The 17,372-nt window shown below is 64.2% G+C and carries 17 protein-coding genes; 8 read left to right on the top strand and 9 right to left on the bottom strand.

Translation table 11 applies throughout. The features are described 5' to 3' along the window. Nucleotides 1-24: 24 nt before the first annotated feature. Genes ACR0MM_RS03775 through ACR0MM_RS03785 form a run of 3 tightly spaced genes read right to left on the bottom strand, consistent with a single transcriptional unit; the run spans nucleotide 25 to nucleotide 2,047 of the window. Nucleotides 25-927, bottom strand: a complete 903-nt coding sequence (locus ACR0MM_RS03775) for a DMT family transporter (protein WP_170366133.1) — start codon at nucleotides 925-927, stop codon at nucleotides 25-27. A 21-nt stretch (nucleotides 928-948) separates the two neighbouring features. After that, complete coding sequence (locus ACR0MM_RS03780) at nucleotides 949-1,851, bottom strand: fatty acid desaturase (RefSeq protein ID WP_480694496.1); 903 nt, start codon at nucleotides 1,849-1,851, stop codon at nucleotides 949-951. Further along, entirely contained in the window at nucleotides 1,844-2,047 is a 204-nt protein-coding gene (locus tag ACR0MM_RS03785; protein WP_170366137.1) for a DUF2061 domain-containing protein, read from the bottom strand. The genes ACR0MM_RS03780 and ACR0MM_RS03785 overlap by 8 nt, the downstream gene beginning before the upstream one ends. Nucleotides 2,048-2,157: 110 nt before the next feature. Between ACR0MM_RS03785 and ACR0MM_RS03790 the strand changes: the two genes are divergently transcribed. Together ACR0MM_RS03790 and ACR0MM_RS03795 are read left to right on the top strand one after the other, a co-directional pair. After that, the gene (locus ACR0MM_RS03790; RefSeq protein ID WP_170358962.1) at nucleotides 2,158-3,024 is read left to right on the top strand and encodes a helix-turn-helix domain-containing protein; all 867 of its coding nucleotides are present in this window, start codon (nucleotides 2,158-2,160) and stop codon (nucleotides 3,022-3,024) included. A gap of 90 nt (nucleotides 3,025-3,114) precedes the next feature. Next, entirely contained in the window at nucleotides 3,115-3,297 is a 183-nt protein-coding gene (locus ACR0MM_RS03795; RefSeq protein WP_093962276.1) for a hypothetical protein, read from the top strand. Here ACR0MM_RS03795 and ACR0MM_RS03800 read toward each other — a convergent pair. The 3 genes from ACR0MM_RS03800 to bcoG form a co-directional block, all read right to left on the bottom strand. Then, the gene (locus tag ACR0MM_RS03800) at nucleotides 3,294-4,055 is read right to left on the bottom strand and encodes an SDR family oxidoreductase (RefSeq protein ID WP_480694498.1); all 762 of its coding nucleotides are present in this window, start codon (nucleotides 4,053-4,055) and stop codon (nucleotides 3,294-3,296) included. The genes ACR0MM_RS03795 and ACR0MM_RS03800 overlap by 4 nt on opposite strands. Further along, entirely contained in the window at nucleotides 4,052-5,515 is a 1,464-nt protein-coding gene (locus ACR0MM_RS03805) for a carnitine 3-dehydrogenase (RefSeq protein WP_480694500.1), read from the bottom strand. Before ACR0MM_RS03805 ends, ACR0MM_RS03800 begins: the two co-directional genes overlap by 4 nt. An 81-nt stretch (nucleotides 5,516-5,596) precedes the next feature. Continuing rightward, entirely contained in the window at nucleotides 5,597-6,511 is a 915-nt protein-coding gene (gene bcoG / locus ACR0MM_RS03810; protein WP_480694502.1) for a 3-dehydrocarnitine:acetyl-CoA trimethylamine transferase BcoG, read from the bottom strand. 133 nt (nucleotides 6,512-6,644) lie between these two features. Here bcoG and ACR0MM_RS03815 point away from each other — a divergent pair, with 133 nt between their 5' ends. Beyond that, on the top strand, nucleotides 6,645-7,631 hold the full coding sequence (locus ACR0MM_RS03815; RefSeq protein WP_480694504.1) for a GlxA family transcriptional regulator: 987 nt from the start codon (nucleotides 6,645-6,647) through the stop codon (nucleotides 7,629-7,631). A 71-nt stretch (nucleotides 7,632-7,702) separates the two neighbouring features. Here ACR0MM_RS03815 and ACR0MM_RS03820 read toward each other — a convergent pair whose 3' ends face one another. Genes ACR0MM_RS03820 through ACR0MM_RS03830 form a run of 3 tightly spaced genes read right to left on the bottom strand, consistent with a single transcriptional unit; the run spans nucleotide 7,703 to nucleotide 10,738 of the window. Continuing rightward, nucleotides 7,703-8,749, bottom strand: coding sequence for an aldo/keto reductase (locus ACR0MM_RS03820; protein ID WP_480694506.1), 1,047 nt, complete (start codon nucleotides 8,747-8,749; stop codon nucleotides 7,703-7,705). A gap of 56 nt (nucleotides 8,750-8,805) precedes the next feature. Continuing rightward, nucleotides 8,806-9,267: a DNA polymerase III subunit chi gene (locus ACR0MM_RS03825; protein ID WP_170458854.1), complete on the bottom strand. Its 462-nt coding sequence runs from the start codon at nucleotides 9,265-9,267 to the stop codon at nucleotides 8,806-8,808. Nucleotides 9,268-9,271: 4 nt separating this feature from the next. Beyond that, entirely contained in the window at nucleotides 9,272-10,738 is a 1,467-nt protein-coding gene (locus ACR0MM_RS03830) for a leucyl aminopeptidase (RefSeq protein WP_480694508.1), read from the bottom strand. 228 nt (nucleotides 10,739-10,966) lie between these two features. On the opposite strand from ACR0MM_RS03830, the gene lptG reads away from it, so the two are divergent. The 5 genes from lptG (at nucleotide 10,967) to rsmA (ending at nucleotide 17,368) form a co-directional block, all read left to right on the top strand. Beyond that, complete coding sequence (gene lptG / locus ACR0MM_RS03835; RefSeq protein WP_170442961.1) at nucleotides 10,967-12,067, top strand: LPS export ABC transporter permease LptG; 1,101 nt, start codon at nucleotides 10,967-10,969, stop codon at nucleotides 12,065-12,067. Continuing rightward, the gene (locus ACR0MM_RS03840; RefSeq protein WP_170370596.1) at nucleotides 12,067-14,235 is read left to right on the top strand and encodes an LPS-assembly protein LptD; all 2,169 of its coding nucleotides are present in this window, start codon (nucleotides 12,067-12,069) and stop codon (nucleotides 14,233-14,235) included. Before lptG ends, ACR0MM_RS03840 begins: the two co-directional genes overlap by 1 nt. Beyond that, nucleotides 14,226-15,479 carry a peptidylprolyl isomerase gene (locus tag ACR0MM_RS03845; protein WP_480694510.1) on the top strand — a complete coding sequence of 418 codons (1,254 nt, stop codon included), beginning with the start codon at nucleotides 14,226-14,228 and terminating at the stop codon, nucleotides 15,477-15,479. Before ACR0MM_RS03840 ends, ACR0MM_RS03845 begins: the two co-directional genes overlap by 10 nt. Continuing rightward, entirely contained in the window at nucleotides 15,476-16,441 is a 966-nt protein-coding gene (gene pdxA / locus ACR0MM_RS03850; RefSeq protein ID WP_480694512.1) for a 4-hydroxythreonine-4-phosphate dehydrogenase PdxA, read from the top strand. The genes ACR0MM_RS03845 and pdxA overlap by 4 nt, the downstream gene beginning before the upstream one ends. Before the next feature lie 84 nt (nucleotides 16,442-16,525). Next, nucleotides 16,526-17,368 carry a 16S rRNA (adenine(1518)-N(6)/adenine(1519)-N(6))-dimethyltransferase RsmA gene (gene rsmA, locus ACR0MM_RS03855; RefSeq protein WP_480694514.1) on the top strand — a complete coding sequence of 281 codons (843 nt, stop codon included), beginning with the start codon at nucleotides 16,526-16,528 and terminating at the stop codon, nucleotides 17,366-17,368. The last annotated feature ends 4 nt before the right edge of the window (nucleotides 17,369-17,372 follow it).

Here is a 17,372-nt window from a genome sequence, read left to right on the forward strand (position 1 = left end):
CCTCCGCGCGCCTTTTTTTGCATCTCAGATCGCGGCGACCAGGATCAGGATCGAAAGGCCCAGCAGGACCATCCCCGCAATCTCGCGCCGGGTCACCGTCTCGCGGAACACCAGGACCGAGGCCATGAGGCTGAAAATCAGCTCCACCTGCCCCAGCGCTTTGACGTAGGCTGCGTTCTGCAGGCTGAAGGCCCAGAACCAGCAGAACGACCCGCCCAGGCTGGTCAGCCCGACAAAGATACCGGTGCGCCGCGTGTCCCACACCGCGCGCAGCTCGGCCCGGTCGCGCCAAACCAGCCACAGCGCCATAGACAGGAACTGGATCGAGACCACGACCGCCAGCGTCACCAGCGCCCGAAACCAGGCCTCGCCATCGCCCAGTTGCAGCGACGCGCCGCGATAGCTGACCGCGGAAAAGGCGAACAAGACGCCCGATCCCAGCCCCAGTTGCGAGGCGCGGTTGGTCAGGTGACGCCACCACGCCCCACTGCCGCCCGGCGTCTTCGACAACAGGAGAACCGCCAGCAGCCCCAGCAGGATGGCCGCGAACGCACCGGTTGAAACCCGGTCACCCAGCACGACGAAACCGACGATTGCGGTCTGGATCACCTCGGTTTTCTTGAAGGTGATGCCGACGGCAAAGTTGCGCTGTTTGAACAGCGCCACGACGCAGATCGTGGCAAGGATCTGGGACAGCCCGCCGATGGCGGCATAAAGCCAGAACAGAGGCGGCAGCGCCGGCAGCGGCAGACCGCTGAGCCGGATCGCTCCTGCCAGACCCAGCAGCACCAGAGGCATCGAGTAGGCAAAGCGCGCAAAGGTCGCGCCAGTCGCCGACAGCTTCACGCTGCTCAGCGACTTCTGCAGCATGAAGCGCACCGTCTGAAAGGTGGCGGCGGCCAAGGTTACGGGAATCCACAAACTCATGGATCCCCTTCTGTCGTCAAATCAGAGTTTTGGCCAGAGCGGATGCGCCACAGGATCCTTGGCACGCCAGATATACTGCCGGAAAACCTGCCCGTAGGAACGATAGACATAGGCCTCGTTGCAGGCCAGATAGCGCTCTTTTCCTCGGCGATAGAGCGCGGGCAACCGATACCATGGCGCCGCCGGGTTCATGTGATGAACGACGTGCAGGTTGTTGTTCAGAAACAGAAAGGCAAGCGGCCCGCGGTCTTCGACGATCACCGTGCGGGCGCGCGACTTTTCGTGCGCGCGGTGTTCCAGAAAGGTGCGGATCTTGACCAACGCCAGCCCCAGATAAGCCGCCAGGACAAAGGCCCAGACCGGCATCGCGGATTGCGCCACGATCCACAGAACCACCGCCACACCCGGCAGGTGCAAGGCCCAGGCCAGCCAGATGTCGCGGTCCCCGCGCACCGCACCGCGCCAGTCGTCGCGCAGAAAAGCCAGCTGGCCGATGATCGGACCCAGCGCCATGCGCCCCAACAGCGTGTTGTTCGCCTTATAGACCCACCGCTGCCACCGCGGCAGCCTGACCCAGACCGCCGGGTCCAGATAGTTGGATTCCGGATCGTCATAGGGGTCGGTCAGGTTGGCATCCTGATGGTGCGCCAGATGCAGATCGCGGAAGCGGTTGTAGGGGATGAACAGGGTCAGCGGCAGCGCCATCAGCGCCTCGTTCAACCACTTTGCACGGAACGGGTGGCCGTGCAGCGCCTCATGCGTCAGCGAAGAATGCAGCGCCGCGACGACACCCATCATCGGCACCGCCAGCCACAGCGACCACGCCGCGACGCCGAAAATCGCAATCAGCCAAAGGGCATAGCAGGCTACGATCAGGGCAAAGGTCGGCCATTCGGGGGATTTTGGGGTGGTCGCCTCAGCCATGTCGCCCCCAGGAGATTCCGGCCCAGATGCGTTCGTAAATCACGTAGAGCGTCAGCCCGATGGCCGTGTTCACCACCGCCAATGCGCCGCCGATAGCGGCCGAGCCGGTGGCGACCAGCCCCACCACGGTCATGACCGCAAGGCCCATCGCATTCCAAATGATTGCCTTCACGACAGATCTTCGCCGCGTTTCCATTCCGGTCCCCAGTCTTTTTTGGTTTTCCCATAAGCGTTACCTGCCGCCGGCCCTGTCGAGAATTCCGAATATGATTAACAAATCTCAGCGACCGTGATATTTATCATCATATGCAGGAAAATTTCGACAAACGAGACCGCGCCGCGCAGTTCCGCCTGCGCCTGGCCCGCGCGATGGACCAGCGGAAGATGAGCCAAAGCGCGCTGGCGCGCACCATCGGGGTCGATCGCTCGACCGTTTCCCAGTTGCTGACCGATACGGGCGCACGCCTGCCCAACGCCCATGTGGTGGGCAGCTGCGCCTCGGCTCTGGGGGTGTCGGCGGATTGGCTGCTCAGCCTCTCGGACCGACCCGAGAGCGCGGCCGAGTTGCTGGCCAGTTCGCTGACCATGACCGAGGCACCCCGCGCGCTGGTCGACGAACGCATCTTTGAATGGCACCAGCAGGCCGCGGGCTACAAGATCCGCTATGTTCCGGCGACCCTGCCCGACATGCTGAAAACCCGCGCCGTGCTGGAATGGGAATACGCGCCGCATCTGGGCCGAACCGCTGACCAGGCCATCGGCGCCTCCGAAGACCGCCTGACCTGGATGCGCGGCGCCCAGTCTGACTATGAAATCGCCATGCCGCTGTACGAGATTCACAGCTTTGCGCATGGCACCGGCTATTATGACGGGCTGCCTCTGAATGTGCGGCTGGACCAGATCGATCACATGCTGGAGCTGTGCGAGCAGCTGTATCCGCGCATGCGCATCTACCTGTTCGATGCCAAGCGGCTCTATTCCGCGCCGGTCACCATCTTTGGTCCGCTGCTCTGCGTGTTCTATGCCGGCAGCCATTACATGGCCTTCCGCGACCGGGACCGGATCGAGGTTTTTACGCGACATTTCGATACCTTGGTCCGCGAAGCTGATCTCACCGCCCGGCACTTCCCGACCCATCTGCGCCAGCTGCGCGCGGCCATTTCGGCGGGGTGACGCCAGTCCACGGGTGCAATTTCCCGACCGATCGCCTATATTGAGGTGCGCGAAAATCCGAACGATCCGACCCAAAGGAGGATATCAGGAATGGACGCTCTCAAAACCGCTCAATACGCGCGCGCCCTCTACTCGGCGCATGGCGACAAGGCGGAGGCCGAAGCCGCCCAGAAAGCCCGCGAATTCGAAGCCGCCGGAAACGTGGAAGAGGCACAGAACTGGCAGGCCGTTCGCGCCTCGATCCGCCAGATGCGCGGCCCCAACCAGGGCTAGAGCTTGGGGTCGGGGTTCACGGTGTGCCCATCGACGGCGATGACCTGCCCCGACACCAACCGTGCCGCATCCGAGGCCAGGAACACCGCCATGGCGGCAATGTCATGCGCTTCGACGAAGCGGCCCATCGAAGTACCCGCCGCATAGCCCTGATAGACCTGATCGCGGGTCATGCCCTTGGCGGCCGCTTCGCGCTGCAGCACGCCCTCCATCCGCGGGCCTTCCACCGCGCCGGGGCAGATCACGTTGCAGCGCACGCCGTGCGGCCCCAGCTCCATCGCCAGGGTCTTGCCCAGCCCGATCACCGCCCATTTCGCCGCCGCATAGGGCGCACGGTTGGGATAGCCGTATTGCCCGGCGGTCGAGGATGTGATCAGCACCACGCCGCGCCCCTGCCGTTTGAGCATCGGCGCCGCGTGTTTCGCGCACAGAAAGGCTCCGTCCAGATTGACGGAAATACATTTTTGCCAATCGCTTAGCGCCACATCTTCGACCAATGCGGTCGGCCCCGCGATACCCGCATTCGCGCACAGAACGTCCAATCCGCCCCACTGCGCCGCGATCTCGTTGAAAAGCGCTGCAACGGCGCCCTCATCCGACACATCGACCTGCGACCGCCCCCAGTGATCCGGGCAGGCCTGAAGCGCAGCCGCGTCCACATCGGCCACCCAGACCTGCGCGCCGGCGGCGTCGAACGCCTCTGCCATCGCGCGCCCCACGCCCGAGGCACCGGCGGTGATCAGAACCCGCCCGGTCATGACGGTTTGCGGATCGCCGCCCCTGCGCCCTTGGGATAGGGCAACCCGGCCTGCGCTTCGGCGATGCGGGCCATGGCCGCCTCGATCTGCGGCGACGGCGCACAGGGCCGACGGGTTTCAAGGCTGACATGCAGCAGAAAGCTCTCACCCGTGGCCAGCAGTTTGTCGCCCTCGTACATGCTGTGGAACAGGTGCAGCTTCTTGCCCTGCCCCGACAGCATCTGCGTGCGCACTTCGATTTTCGCCCCGGCATGGGCCTCTTCCAGATACCGGATGTGATTCTCAGCGGTGAAATAGCTGCCGCCCGAGGCGATGTAATCGGCATCGCAGCCGATGATCTCCATGAAGCGGTCGGTCGCTGCGGCAAAGGCCTCGAGGTACCGCGCCTCGTTCATGTGACCGTTGTAGTCGGTCCAGTCCAGCGGCACCGCGCGGGCCAGCGTCAGGATCGGCTGGCTCAGATCCGCCTGATCCAGCGTCGGCAGGGCACCCGGCTTCAGCAGCGCGTCATGCTGGTTCAGCACTGCCCCCGCGCCCCAGTCGCGCGCCTTCAACGCCCGCATCATGCCCACCAGATTGTTGTCGCGAATGCGCTCCAACTCGCGGATCGAGTGCATCCCCGATTGCGCGTCCGACTGGTCGGCGATCATGTCGACCAAATCGTCGGTGAAGTCAGGCACATCCATCAGCTTGGTCCAGGGCCATTTCAACGCCGGGCCGAACTGGGCCATGAAATGCCGCATCCCGGCCTCGCCCCCGGCCACGCGATAGGTCTCGAACAGGCCCATCTGCGCCCAGCGGATGCCGAAACCCATGCGGATCGCCTCGTCCACCTCTTCGGTCGTGGCCACGCCGTCCTTGACCAGCCACAGCGCCTCGCGCCAGACTGCCTCGAGGAACCGGTCGGCGATATGCGCATCGATCTCCTTGCGGACCTGCAGCGGGAAGAATCCGACCGAGCGCAACACGTCCTTGGCCTGCGCGACCAGTTCGGGCGGGTTGGCGGCCGAGGGTACCAGCTCGACCAGCGGCAGAAGGTAGACCGGGTTGAACGGGTGCGTCACCACGATCTGTTCGGGCCGCAGCGCACCTTCCTGCAACTCGGACGGTTTGAACCCGCTGGTCGAGGACCCGATGATCGCTCCCGGATCACAGGCCTCCTGCAGCCCCTTGTAAACCTTCAGCTTCAGGTCCAGCCGCTCGGGCACGCTCTCCTGTATCCACGTTGCCCCCTGCACCGCGTCGGCCATGTCGGCATGAAAGCTCAACCCGCCTTCGGGCGGCAGCGGCACATCGCTCAGCCCGGGCAACGACCGCCGCGCGTTGTCCAAAACCTCGCCGATCTTTCGCTCGGCCTCGGGGTCCGGGTCGAACACCTGCACGTTCCAGCCATTCAGCAGAAACCGCGCGGCCCATCCGCCGCCGATCACGCCACCACCGATGATCGCTGCCGTCTTCATCTTCTCTCCTTCGCCCCGAACGTCCAAGCCGCACCGGAGGCCATCGTTGTTCGACAGATTTTGTGAGGGTCGCCCTGCCCGTCAGGACGCCACAGGCGCCCGTTTGACCAAACCCAGCTTCTCGCGCACCTCGGCCGGGCCGATCACCCGCGCGCCCATGTTCTCGATGATCGTTCCGGCGCGTTCGACCAGTTGCCAGTTCTCGGCCAGCACCCCCTTGTCCAGCCATAGGTTGTCCTCGAGCCCCACGCGCACGTTGCCGCCCGCAAGAACCGAGGCCGCCACATAGGCCATCTGATGCCGCCCCAGCGAGAACGCGCTGAAGGTCCAGTCGTCGGGGACGTTGTTCACCATCGCCATGAAGGTGTTCAGGTCATCCGGCGCGCCCCACGGCACGCCCATGCACAGCTGCACCAGCGCATTCGGGGCCAGAACGCCCTCATTCACCAGTTGCTTGGCGAACCACAGATGACCGGTGTCAAAGGCCTCGATCTCGGGCTTCACGCCCAGATCGGTCATCATCTGCCCCATCGCCCGCAAGGCGCCGGGTGTGTTGGTCATCACGTAGTCGGCCTCGGCAAAGTTCATGGTGCCGCAATCCAGCGTGCAGATCTCGGGCAGACATTCGGCCACATGGGCCACGCGTTCCGAGGCACCGATCATGTCGGTCCCCTCGGCCACGGGAAAAGGGGCTTCGACTCCGCCGAACACGATGTCACCGCCCATGCCGGCGGTCAGGTTCAGAACCACGTCCACCTCGGCGTCGCGGATGCGGTCCGTCACCTCGCGATACAGGTCAAGACGGCGGCTGGGCGCGCCGGTTTCGGGGTCGCGCACATGGCAATGAACCACCGCCGCCCCGGCCTTGGCGGCCGCGATCGCACTGTCGGCGATCTGCTTGGGCGAACGCGGCACATGCGGGCTGCGATCCTGCGTCCCACCCGAGCCGGTCACGGCACAAGTGATGAATACTTCGCGGTTCATTTCCAAAGGCATGGTGTTATCCCCAAGTTATACACGGCTTCGCCATGGGTTTTCCCCAGGCTTCTCCCCGGATTCCGATTTGCGTCTGGCCCCGACTCTGGCGCAGCCTTGACTAGACAACTTGCCAGAATGCGAATCAGACTTGATGAAATCCGCAAAAAACATCCTCCAGCCCGAGCACCGCGCGCTGAAAACCGCCGTTCTGGTGCTGGACGAGTGCAACACGCTCAGCTTCGCCTCGGCGGTGGACCCGATGCGCGCCGCCAACCGGCTGGCCGACCGCCCGGCCTTCGACTGGGACTACGTGACCGCCACGCCCGAGCCGGCGATGCTGACCAGCGCGTTGCAAGTGCCGGGCATCCCGCTGGCGCGTCTCGACCACTGCGACCTGATGATCGTGATCGCGGGGTTCAACCTGGTGCGCCACGCCACCCCCAGCCTTCTGGCCGGGCTGCGCCGCATCGCCAATACCGGCGCCACGATGGCGGGCATCGACGGAGGCCCCTGGCTGCTGGCCGAAGCAGGGCTGCTTGACGGTCACGCCGCCACCACCCACTGGGAAGATCTCGAGACCTTCGCCACCCGTTTCCCCGAAGTCGACGTGCGCCCCGACCGGTTCACCGTGTCCGGTAACCGCCTGACCTCGGGCGGAGCGATCCCCGCGGTCGAGATGATGCTGCACATCATCGCGGCACGCCACGGCGCCGGCTTCGCGGCCCGTGTCTCGGGCCTGTTCCTCTACGAAGGCGCCCCCGAACCCGGCAGACCGCAGAGCCGTACCGGGGCGCCACACCGCCACAGCGCCCTGACCGCCCGCGCCAACGCGATCATGCAGGCCGCGCTGGACGACCCGCTGCCCCTGGCCGAGATCGCAAAGGCCCTGGGAACCAGCCCGCGCACCCTGCAGCAGCAATTCCGCCTGCGGCTGAACACCACGCCACAGGACCACTACCTGCAACTGCGCCTGGCCGAGGCCCGCCGTCTGGTTACCGACACCGACATGCCGCTGATGGATGTGGCACTGGCCACGGGGTTCACGTCCCAATCCAGCTTTGCGCGCGCTTTCCGTACGGCGCATGGACTATCCGCCCGCGACCTCAGGCAGGACCGCACCCAGCCCACCCATCACTGACGGGCGAACTTCATCTGGTCATAGATTTGGGGGGGAGTTGGCTACGGCGACGGGGGCAGCGCCCCCATCCCTCAATACGGCATCGGATGCGCGCGATGGGCCGCGTTGATCTCGGCCATAACCTCATCAGACAGCACGACATCCCGCCCCTCCAGGATCCGTTCCAGCTGCGCCTGCGTGGTCGCGCCGAAGATGACCGAGGTCATGAACGGCCGCGCCTGGCACCAGGCGAGCGCCATGTGCACCGGGTCCAGCCCGTGTTTCGCGGCAATCGCCAGATAGGCTTCGACTGCGCCGAACACCCTGTCGCCCTTGCGCCCGCCCATTTGCGGCACGATCGACATGCGCGATCCCTCGGGCACCGCCCCGCCCTGATACTTGCCGGTCAGAAATCCGGCGGCCAGCGGCGAGAAAGCCAGAAGACCCACATCCTCATAGGCGCTCAGCTCGGCCATGTCGGTGTCATACAGGCGGCACAGCAGAGAATACTCGTTCTGGACCGACGCCACCCGTGGTGCCCCCATCTCGTCGGACAAGCGCAGCCACTGGGCGGTGCCCCAGGCGCTTTCGTTCGACAGGCCGAAGGCGCGAATATTGCCCTTGTCCACCTGCACCTGCAGCGCCTCGAGGCATTCGCGCATGTTGTCCAGAACCGCCTGCCTGTCGCCGCCCGACGGGTCGTAGTCCCAATTCTGCCGGAACATGTAACTGCCGCGGTTGGGCCAGTGGAATTGGTACAGGTCGATGTAGTCGGTCTGCAGGCGCCGCAACGATCCCTCGATGGCCCCGGGGATCGTGCTGGCCGAGATCGGTGCTCCGTCCCGCGCATGGGTAAAGCCGGCGCCCGAATGCTTGGTCGCCAGAACATAGCTGCCGCGGCGGGCCGGATGTGCCGCATTCCAGTTGCCGATGATCTGCTCGGTCTTGCCCACGGTCTCCTTGGTGATCGGGTTGACCGGATACATCTCGGCGGCATCGAGGAAATTGATCCCGGCCGCCAGCGCAGTGTCGATCTGACGATGCGCATCCGCCTCAGGGGTCTGAGTGCCGAATGTCATGGTTCCGAGGCACAGGTCCGAGACCTGGATGCCCGTGCGGCCCAACGGTTTCATTTTCATCAATCAATCTCCTGTCGCGCGGATCGCCACGCCTGCAATCTGATTTCGGTCCCGAGTCAGCCGGATTCGGCCTTTTTCTCCCAACGGCCGGATTCCTCCGACCAATACTGCGCGGCGCAACCCGCCGCGGTGAGCGTCTTCCATTGACCACGCGCATGATCCACCGCGGTTGGGTCGTTGCCATCGAACAGGATGCAAACCCGCTCCGAGGCGGTCACCTCATCCGGCGTCACCTCGGCCCCGTCTACCGCCATCAGGCAAGACGGGTTGTTGGCAGCGTCCGGCTCGGTAGTCAGCAGGATCGGCTGAACCGCGTCATGCGGCCCACCTGCCTGCCCATGCGGCAGAAATGCGTCCTCGGGGCCCAGCCAAAGCCTTTCGTCCAGCCAGTCCAGCCGCGCAGGGTCAGTGCCTCGCACCGCAATCCGCCACCCGGCCTGCCGTGCCTTGTCCAGCAACACCGGCAAGGTCTGCTCAAGTGGATGGCGGGTCAGATGGTAGAAGTAGACGGCGCCCATCGACCTACTCGAAATTGTCCTGCACGAAACGGCTGAGCGCACGGACGCCCCAACCCGTGGCGCCCTTGGGCGCATAGGACGTTTCCGCCGCAACCGAGGCCACGCCCGCGATGTCCAGATGGATCCAGGGTGTTTCTTCCTTGACGAAACGCTGCAGAAACTGCGCTGCGGTGATCGAACCGGCCGGCCGGCCGCCCACGTTCTTCATGTCCGCGATGCGCGACTTCAGCAGATCGTCATAAGCCTGCCCCAGCGGCATACGCCACGCGCCTTCATCCTCGGCCCGGGCCGCCTTCAGGAACGCATCGCAGAAGGTGTCGTTGTTGGAAAACACGCCTGCGTTTTCATGCCCCAGCCCGATGATGATGGCGCCGGTCAGGGTGGCCAGATCGATCATGCCGACCGGATTGAACCGCTCCTGCGCGTACCACATGACGTCACACAGCACCAAACGTCCCTCGGCATCGGTGTTGATGATCTCGACCGTATCGCCCTTCATCGACTTGACGACGTCGCCCGGCCGCGTGGCACTGCCCGAGGGCATGTTCTCGACGAGCCCGACCAGGCCCACGACATTGGCCTTGGCCTTACGCTTGGCCAATGCGCGCATGGTTCCCGCAACGACGCCTGCGCCGCCCATGTCCATGGTCATCTCTTCCATGCCCGCGGCCGGTTTGATCGAGATACCGCCAGTATCGAAAACGACCCCCTTGCCGACCAGAGCCAGCGGCGCGTCATCGGCATCGCCGCCATTCCACTGCATCACGACGACTTTCGAGGGGCTGTCCGAGCCTTGCCCGACGCTCAGCAGAGTCCGCATGCCCAACTCGGCCAGTTTGTCTTCCTCCAGCACCTCGACCTTCAGGCCCAACTCCTCCATCTCTTTCAAACGGTTGGCAAATTCGGTCGTCGTCAGGATGTTGGCGGGTTCGTTCGTCAGGTCGCGGGTCATGCGCACACCATCAGCCCCTGCATAGAGCGGTGCGAAGGCGGCCTCGGCGTCTTCGGGCTTGGCGTGGCAGATGGTCACCGTGCCGTCTGCGTCATCGTCCTTGGTTTTGTGTGCGTCGAAATCATAGCTGCGCAAAGCAATGCCCAGGGCCAGTTCCTCGGTCCGGACCTGGTTGCCCGCCATGACCAGCAGGTCCTTGCCACCTGCCAGCTTGGCCAGCGCGGCTCCGCCCTTGCGGGCTTCGTCCGGTTCCGGGCGGCGTGGCAGGACGAGAATGTCCAATGCCTCTGCCTCCATCCCGCCGGGCCAAGCCAACGAGATCACGTCGCCAGTCTTGACCTTGGCGAAACGGTCGCTTTCCACCAGCCGGGCCACGGCACCACGGGTCAGTCGGTTTGCGCGGCGCGCGGCGGGGTTCATCTTGCCATCGGCGGGTATGAGAATGGCCACCCGGCCTTGGGCCTGTGCCATCAGGTCCAGTTCGAAGGCTTGAAAACGGATCGGTACCAGACTGCTCATTTCTTGCTCCTGAAAAACTCTGCCCACAGACCTAGCCCGCGCCGCCGCCATTGACCAGATAGCAGTTTTCCCCGCCCGCCAATTGCATTAAGGTCGCGCCAAAATGACCGGCAGGCTCGGGGGAGAAAACTTGGCATCATTCGGCAGGCATAGGCCGTCGCGCATGTTTTTGTGCCTTGGCGATTCTGGCAACAGGCCTGCTGGACGCCCCGTGCCGGGGATGCGACCGTGATTCTGGACCGGTACTTCGCCCGCCGCTTTTTGCAGAGCTTTCTGGTGATTGGGGCCATCTTCCTGACACTGATGATCCTGATCGACCTGATCGAACAGGCCCGTCGGTTCAATGACGCAGACCTGTCCTTTGGCCAGGTTCTGCAGCTGACGCTTTTGAACACACCCGCTGCGATCAGCGAGATGCTGCCGCTGTTGATGATCCTGTCGACCATTGCCCTGTTTGTCGGCCTCGCCCGCAGCTCGGAGTTGGTGGTGACCCGGGCGATCGGCCGCTCGGGTATCCGCGCGCTGGTGGCACCGGTCCTTCTGGCGCTGATAATCGGAACTCTGGCGGTGGCCCTGCTGAACCCGATTGCGGCGGCAACGTCCGAGCAGTACCGGCATTTCTCGGATCTATACAAAAACGGTGGCAGTTCCGCCCTCTCGATCAGCCGCGATGGGCTTTGGCTGCGTCAGGGCTCGCCGCAGGGCCAATCGGTGATCCATGCCCGCGCATCGACTAACGACGCCGAGCTTGAATTGATCGACGTGACCATCATCACGTTTTCGCCCGAAGGTCTCCCGACCCGTCAAATCATCGCCGACGGCGCTCGCCTCGACGACGGGGCCTGGATCCTGCGCAACACCAAGGAATGGCCCCTGTCCAACGACACCAACCCCGAGACCCATGCCGTCACGCATGAGACCCTGCGGCTGCCCACTTCGCTGACCCGTCAGCGCATTCTTGAAACCTTGGGCCAACAGGACAGCGTCTCGGTCTATGACCTGCCCCAACTGATCCGCGACCTGCGCGAGGCGGGCTTTTCAACCAAGCAATACGAGGTTTGGCTGCAGGTGCAGCTGGCGCGCCCATTCTTCCTGATTTCGATGGTGTTGATCGGCGCGGCCTTCACCATGCGGCACGTGCGGTTCGGCGGCACCGGCGTCGCCGTGCTGACGGCTGTTCTTCTGGGATTCGGCGTATATTTCGTGCGCAATTTCGCTCAGATTTTGGGAGAGAACGGCCAACTGCCAATTGTGATTGCGGCCTGGGCACCACCGTTTGCGGCCATATTGCTGTCGCTCGGCCTTCTGCTGCACGCGGAGGACGGTTGATGCGGCGCCTTCTGCCCCTTCTTTTATCCAGTGCCGTGTTCTTTTCCGGTCCGGGGCTGGCATTGGCCCAGACCTCGGAGACCAGTACGCCCGCGCCTGACACGGCACAACAACAGGATCAGCCTGCCTTGCTGGTGGCTGACAGGATCTTCATCACCCCGGATCGCAAACTGGTGGCCGAGGGCAATGTCGAAGCCTTTCAGGGCGACGTCAAACTGTCCGCACAGCGCGTGGTTTTCGACCGCGAGTCGGGCGAGCTGACGCTGGAAGGTCCGATCCGGATCGATCAGGGCGGACGCTCGACCGTCCTTGCGGACTCAGCGCAGCTGGATGACGGCATCCAGAACGGGTTGTTGACCGGCGCACGGCTGGTGTTCGACCAGCAGGTGCAGATCGCGTCGGTTCAGGCGACCCGCGCGGCAGGACGATACACGCAGTTCAGCAAGGTCTCGGCCACGTCCTGCCATGTCTGCGCCGACGGTCGGCCGCCCCTCTGGCAGATCCGGGCACGCAAGGTCACGCATGATCAGCTCGAACGGCAGTTGTACTTCGAGGGCGCCCAGTTCCGCATTCTGGATGTGCCGGTTTTCTACTTTCCAACCCTGCGGCTGCCGGACCCGACACTGGACCGGGCAACCGGATTTCTGGTGCCGTCAATCCGCACGACCTCGCAGTTGGGTACCGGCGTCAAGACGCCGTATTTCTTCAAACTGGGCGATCACAGGGATCTGACGCTGACCCCCTACCTGTCGTCCAAGACCACGACGCTTGGCTATCGCTACCGGCAGGCCTTCAAGAACGGCCGCATCCAGTTTGAAGGGGCCTATACCCGCGACGATGTCCAGCAGGAGCAGGATCGGGGCTATTTCTTTGCAAATGGCTGGTTCAATCTTCCGAACGACTTCCGGCTGACCTTCGACGTCCAGACCGCATCGGACGACTCGTACCTGGCGGACTATGGGCTGCCTGACTATGACCGTCTGCGCAGCGAGATCGCACTCGAGCGCATCAAACGCGACACGGCGTTTCGGACCAGCTTCATTCACTACAAGACCCTGCGCGACAGCGAGGAACAGGATGAGATCCCGTCGCAGGTCTTCGATCTGTTCTACCAGAAACGCTATTTCCCCGCGTCCGCTGTCGGCGGCGAGGTGCGGCTGGGCTTCGTCACCCACACCCACACCCGGACCAGCGACGAGGATATCATCGGGCGCGATGTGGCCCGCGCCACATTCGACGCCCAGTGGCTGCGCAGCTGGACCTTTGCCTCCGGGCTGCGCGCGGATGCTGAACTGGGGGCTTCGGTCGACACGTTCGACATTCGCAACGACAGCGCCTACCCCGACCAGATCACCCGGTCGACCCCGCGTGCGGCTTTGACACTGCGCTATCCGATGACCCGGCGCGAAGCCTCTGGCGCGACCCAGTTTCTTGAGCCGATCGCGCAGTTTGGCTGGACTCATGTTTCGGACACCGATGTGCCCGATGACGAAAGCACCTTCCAGGAATTTGACCAGGGCAACCTGTTGTCCCTGTCCCGCTTTCCGGCCGAGGACCGACGCGAAGACGGCACGACGGCGGTCGTGGGCGTGAACTGGGCTCGGTATGCCCCGGGCGGTTGGCGGGCATTGGCCACGGTCGGCCAGGTCTTCCGCTCGACCGCCGATCCGAACTTCACCGCTACGTCCGGCCTCCAGGGAACTTCGTCCGACCTGCTGCTGGCAGGGCAGATCAAGACGAACAATGGCCTGACGCTGGCCGCACGTGGATTGATGGATGGCGATTTCAGCTTTACCAAGGCTGAATTGCGCGGAACCTGGGCCAACGAAGGGACCCAACTGGGCGGAAGCTATATCTGGCAGCAGCCGGACCCGGCCGAAAACCTTGACATGGAGACATCCGAGATACGCTTGACCGCACGTCAACGACTGGATGAAAACTGGAGAGCCAACGCTCTGGCCCGCTATGATCTGGCAGAATCCGAACCGCTGCGGCTGGGCTTGGGTGTGACGTATGAAAATGAATGTGTGCAGGTTAACATGTCCGTCAGCCGGCGATATACTTCGACATCAAGTATTGAGCCTTCGACGGAATTCGGCTTTACCGTTGCACTGACAGGATACGCCGTTGAAGGCGGGGGCAAGAAGTATAAAAGAAAATGCAGCTGATTTCAGGTTTTTCCAGGTTCTTTCGTTCCCGTTGGCTGACGGCATTTGCGCCCGGCCTCGCGGTCGCCATGCTGTCAGTTGCGCCTCAGCAAGCCCCCGCGCAGAGCTTGTTTTCACCGGCTATCCGCGTGAATCAGGATATCGTCACCTGGTACGAACTGGATCAGCGCCAGCGGTTTCTCGAGATTCTGGGTATCCCCGGCAGCTCTGAGGCCGAAGTCCGCAAGGCGTTGATCGACGAACGCCTGCGCAAACAGGCCATGCGTGAAGCCGGTATCCAGCCCACACCCGAAGACATTCAGGTTGCGATCGACGAATTCGCCTCGCGCGGTCAGCTGACCCCGGATCAGTTCCTGAAGGCACTGGCCGACGCAGGCATCGACCGCGAAACCGTGCGTGATTACGTATCCAGTCAGCTGGCATGGCGCGACTATGTCAGCGCCCGCTTTATCTCTCAAGCCCGTCCGACGGACGACGAAATTGACCGAGCAATGGGTCAGACCGGCGGTGGCGGTCTTCAGGTTTTGCTGTCCGAAATCATCATCCCCGTGAATGCGCAAACCTTGGCACAGGCCGAGGCCTTGGCCGACGAGATCGCCCGTGTCGAAACCATCGATGCGTTTTCGGCCGCCGCCACGCAGTATTCGGCAGCTCCGACACGCGAAAATGGCGGACGCCTGGACTGGTTGAACGTCACCAACCTGCCTCCGGCGCTGCAACCGGTTATCCTCGGCCTGAAGAATGGCGAGGTCACGGCCCCGCTGAGCCTGCCCAACGCCGTAGCCCTGTTCCAGATGCGCGGCCTGCGAGAAGTGGCCGCCAGCACGCCGCGGTTCTCCAAGATCGACTATGCCGCCTATTACCTGCCCGGCGGGCTCAGCCCCGAAACATTGAAAAGAGCCGCCGAACTGAAGGAAACGGTGGATACCTGCGACGACCTGTACGGCATCGCCAAAGGGCAACCGCCCGAGGTTCTCGACCGAGTCTCGGCCAGTCCGTCGGAAATCCCGCGCGACATCGCGCTGGAACTCGCCAAGCTGGACCCCAACGAGGTGTCGACCTCTCTGACCCGCAACAACGGCCAGACGCTGGTGTTCCTCATGCTGTGCAATAGGACGCGCGATCTGGGTGAGGACACGTCGCGCGAAGACGTGGCCAACGCGCTGACGCAGCAACGCCTGCAGGCATTCGCCAACAGCCTCGTCGAACAGCTGCGCGCCGACGCCACCATCATCGAGCAATGACCGCGCCCATCGCGCTCAGCTGCGGCGAACCCTCGGGCATCGGTCCGGAAATCGCCGCCAAGGCCTGGGCCGCATTGCGCGACAGCTGCCCATTCTTTTACATCGGCGACGCCGGTCACCTGCCCGACGACATCCCCACGACCGAGATCGTAGACCCGGCCCAAGTGGCTGACATCTGCGCAGAGGCGCTGCCGGTGTTGCCGCTGACCTTTCCGGCCCCGAACCTGCCCGGCCACCCCGACCCAGCCAATGCGCCCTCGGTGATCGACGCCATCGAAACCGGCGTGTCGCTGGTGCGATCCGGCGCGGCCTCGGCCCTCTGCACGGCCCCGATCCACAAGAAGGCCCTGATCGACGGCGCCGATTTCGCCTATCCGGGCCATACCGAGTTTCTGGCGGCGCTGGCAGGTCGCTCCCGCGTGGTGATGATGCTGGCCAGCGAGCAACTCCGCGTGGTACCCGCCACGATCCACATCCCGCTGTCGCAGGTGCCCTCGCGGCTCACGCCTGACCTGCTGCGCGACACGATCGCGATCACCGCTGACGGCCTGCGCCGCCAATTCGGCATCCCGCATCCTCGCATCGCGGTGGCCGGACTCAACCCCCATGCCGGCGAGGGTGGCAAGATGGGCCGCGAGGAACTGGACTGGATCGCGCCCTTGCTGGCCGATCTCACCCCCGATGGCTACAGCGTCACCGGCCCGCACCCGGCAGACACGATGTTCCACGCCGCCGCACGCGCCCGCTATGACGCCGCCATCGCCATGTATCACGATCAGGCGCTGATTCCGATCAAGACCCTCGACTTCGACCGTGGCGTGAACGTGACCCTGGGCCTGCCCTTCATCCGCACCTCGCCCGACCATGGCACCGCGCTCGACATCGCCGGACAGGGCATCGCAAACCCCACCAGCCTGATCGAGGCGCTGAAACTCGCCCAACGCATGGCACAAAGCACTTGATCCTTCATCTGGCGCCAAATATCCCCGCCGGAGGCAAAAATTCTCTGGCGCACCGCCTGCCCCTCGCGCCACGGTAACCGGATCATGAGCGCAATCGACACCCTCCCCCCGCTGCGCGAGGTCATCGCCAAGCACCAGCTCTCGGCGCGCAAGTCGCTGGGTCAGAACTTCCTGCTCGATCTCAACCTGACGGCCAAGATCGCCCGGCAGGCCGGCGACCTGAGCCAATGCGACGTGCTGGAGATCGGCCCCGGCCCCGGAGGCCTGACCCGCGGTTTGCTGGCCGAAGGTGCGCGCAAGGTGGTGGCGGTGGAAAAAGATATCCGCTGCATCGCCGCGCTTCAGGAAATCGCCGCTGCCTATCCCGGGCGGCTCGAGGTCATCAATGGCGACGCTCTTGAAATCGATCCGCTCGAACATCTGACGCCGCCCATCCGCGTGGCGGCCAATCTGCCCTACAATGTGGGCACGGAACTGCTGGTGCGCTGGCTGACCCCGCCGGAATGGCCACCCTTCTGGCAGAGCCTGACCCTGATGTTCCAGCGCGAGGTGGCCGAGCGCATCGTGGCGCAGCCCGGCACCAAGGCTTATGGGCGGCTGGCGATCCTGGCCCAGTGGCGGGCCGAGGCGCGCATCGCCATGTCCCTGCCCCCCGGTGCGTTCACGCCGCCGCCCAAGGTCAGCAGCGCCGTGGTCCACCTGACCGCCCTGCCCGAACCGCGCTTTCCGGCCGATGCCGGTATTCTGTCACGTGTCGTGGCCGCCGCGTTCAATCAGCGCCGCAAGATGCTGCGCGCCTCGCTCAAGGGGATGGCCCCCGATATCGAGGACCGCCTGACCGCCGCCGGCATCAAGCCGACCGACCGTGCCGAGCAGATATCGCTCGAAGCGTTCTGCGCGCTGGCGCGTGAGATACAAAAAACCTGATCCC

The organism is Ruegeria sp. BC6, from assembly GCF_056539185.1.

Excerpts from the sequence above, each read along its gene's own strand:
- ACR0MM_RS03800 (WP_480694498.1), bottom strand. The coding sequence starts at position 4,055 with ATGACCGGGCGGGTTCTGATCACCGCCGGTGCCTCGGGCGTGGGGCGC.
- ACR0MM_RS03780 (WP_480694496.1), bottom strand. The coding sequence starts at position 1,851 with ATGGCTGAGGCGACCACCCCAAAATCCCCCGAATGGCCGACCTTTGCC.
- bcoG (WP_480694502.1), bottom strand. The coding sequence starts at position 6,511 with ATGCCTTTGGAAATGAACCGCGAAGTATTCATCACTTGTGCCGTGACC.
- ACR0MM_RS03815 (WP_480694504.1), top strand. The coding sequence starts at position 6,645 with ATGAAATCCGCAAAAAACATCCTCCAGCCCGAGCACCGCGCGCTGAAA.
- rsmA (WP_480694514.1), top strand. The coding sequence starts at position 16,526 with ATGAGCGCAATCGACACCCTCCCCCCGCTGCGCGAGGTCATCGCCAAG.
- ACR0MM_RS03825 (WP_170458854.1), bottom strand. The coding sequence starts at position 9,267 with ATGGGCGCCGTCTACTTCTACCATCTGACCCGCCATCCACTTGAGCAG.
- ACR0MM_RS03840 (WP_170370596.1), top strand. The coding sequence starts at position 12,067 with ATGCGGCGCCTTCTGCCCCTTCTTTTATCCAGTGCCGTGTTCTTTTCC.
- ACR0MM_RS03795 (WP_093962276.1), top strand. The coding sequence starts at position 3,115 with ATGGACGCTCTCAAAACCGCTCAATACGCGCGCGCCCTCTACTCGGCG.
- ACR0MM_RS03775 (WP_170366133.1), bottom strand. The coding sequence starts at position 927 with ATGAGTTTGTGGATTCCCGTAACCTTGGCCGCCGCCACCTTTCAGACG.
- ACR0MM_RS03805 (WP_480694500.1), bottom strand. The coding sequence starts at position 5,515 with ATGAAGACGGCAGCGATCATCGGTGGTGGCGTGATCGGCGGCGGATGG.
- pdxA (WP_480694512.1), top strand. The coding sequence starts at position 15,476 with ATGACCGCGCCCATCGCGCTCAGCTGCGGCGAACCCTCGGGCATCGGT.
- ACR0MM_RS03820 (WP_480694506.1), bottom strand. The coding sequence starts at position 8,749 with ATGAAAATGAAACCGTTGGGCCGCACGGGCATCCAGGTCTCGGACCTG.
- ACR0MM_RS03790 (WP_170358962.1), top strand. The coding sequence starts at position 2,158 with ATGCAGGAAAATTTCGACAAACGAGACCGCGCCGCGCAGTTCCGCCTG.
- ACR0MM_RS03785 (WP_170366137.1), bottom strand. The coding sequence starts at position 2,047 with ATGGAAACGCGGCGAAGATCTGTCGTGAAGGCAATCATTTGGAATGCG.
- ACR0MM_RS03845 (WP_480694510.1), top strand. The coding sequence starts at position 14,226 with ATGCAGCTGATTTCAGGTTTTTCCAGGTTCTTTCGTTCCCGTTGGCTG.
- ACR0MM_RS03830 (WP_480694508.1), bottom strand. The coding sequence starts at position 10,738 with ATGAGCAGTCTGGTACCGATCCGTTTTCAAGCCTTCGAACTGGACCTG.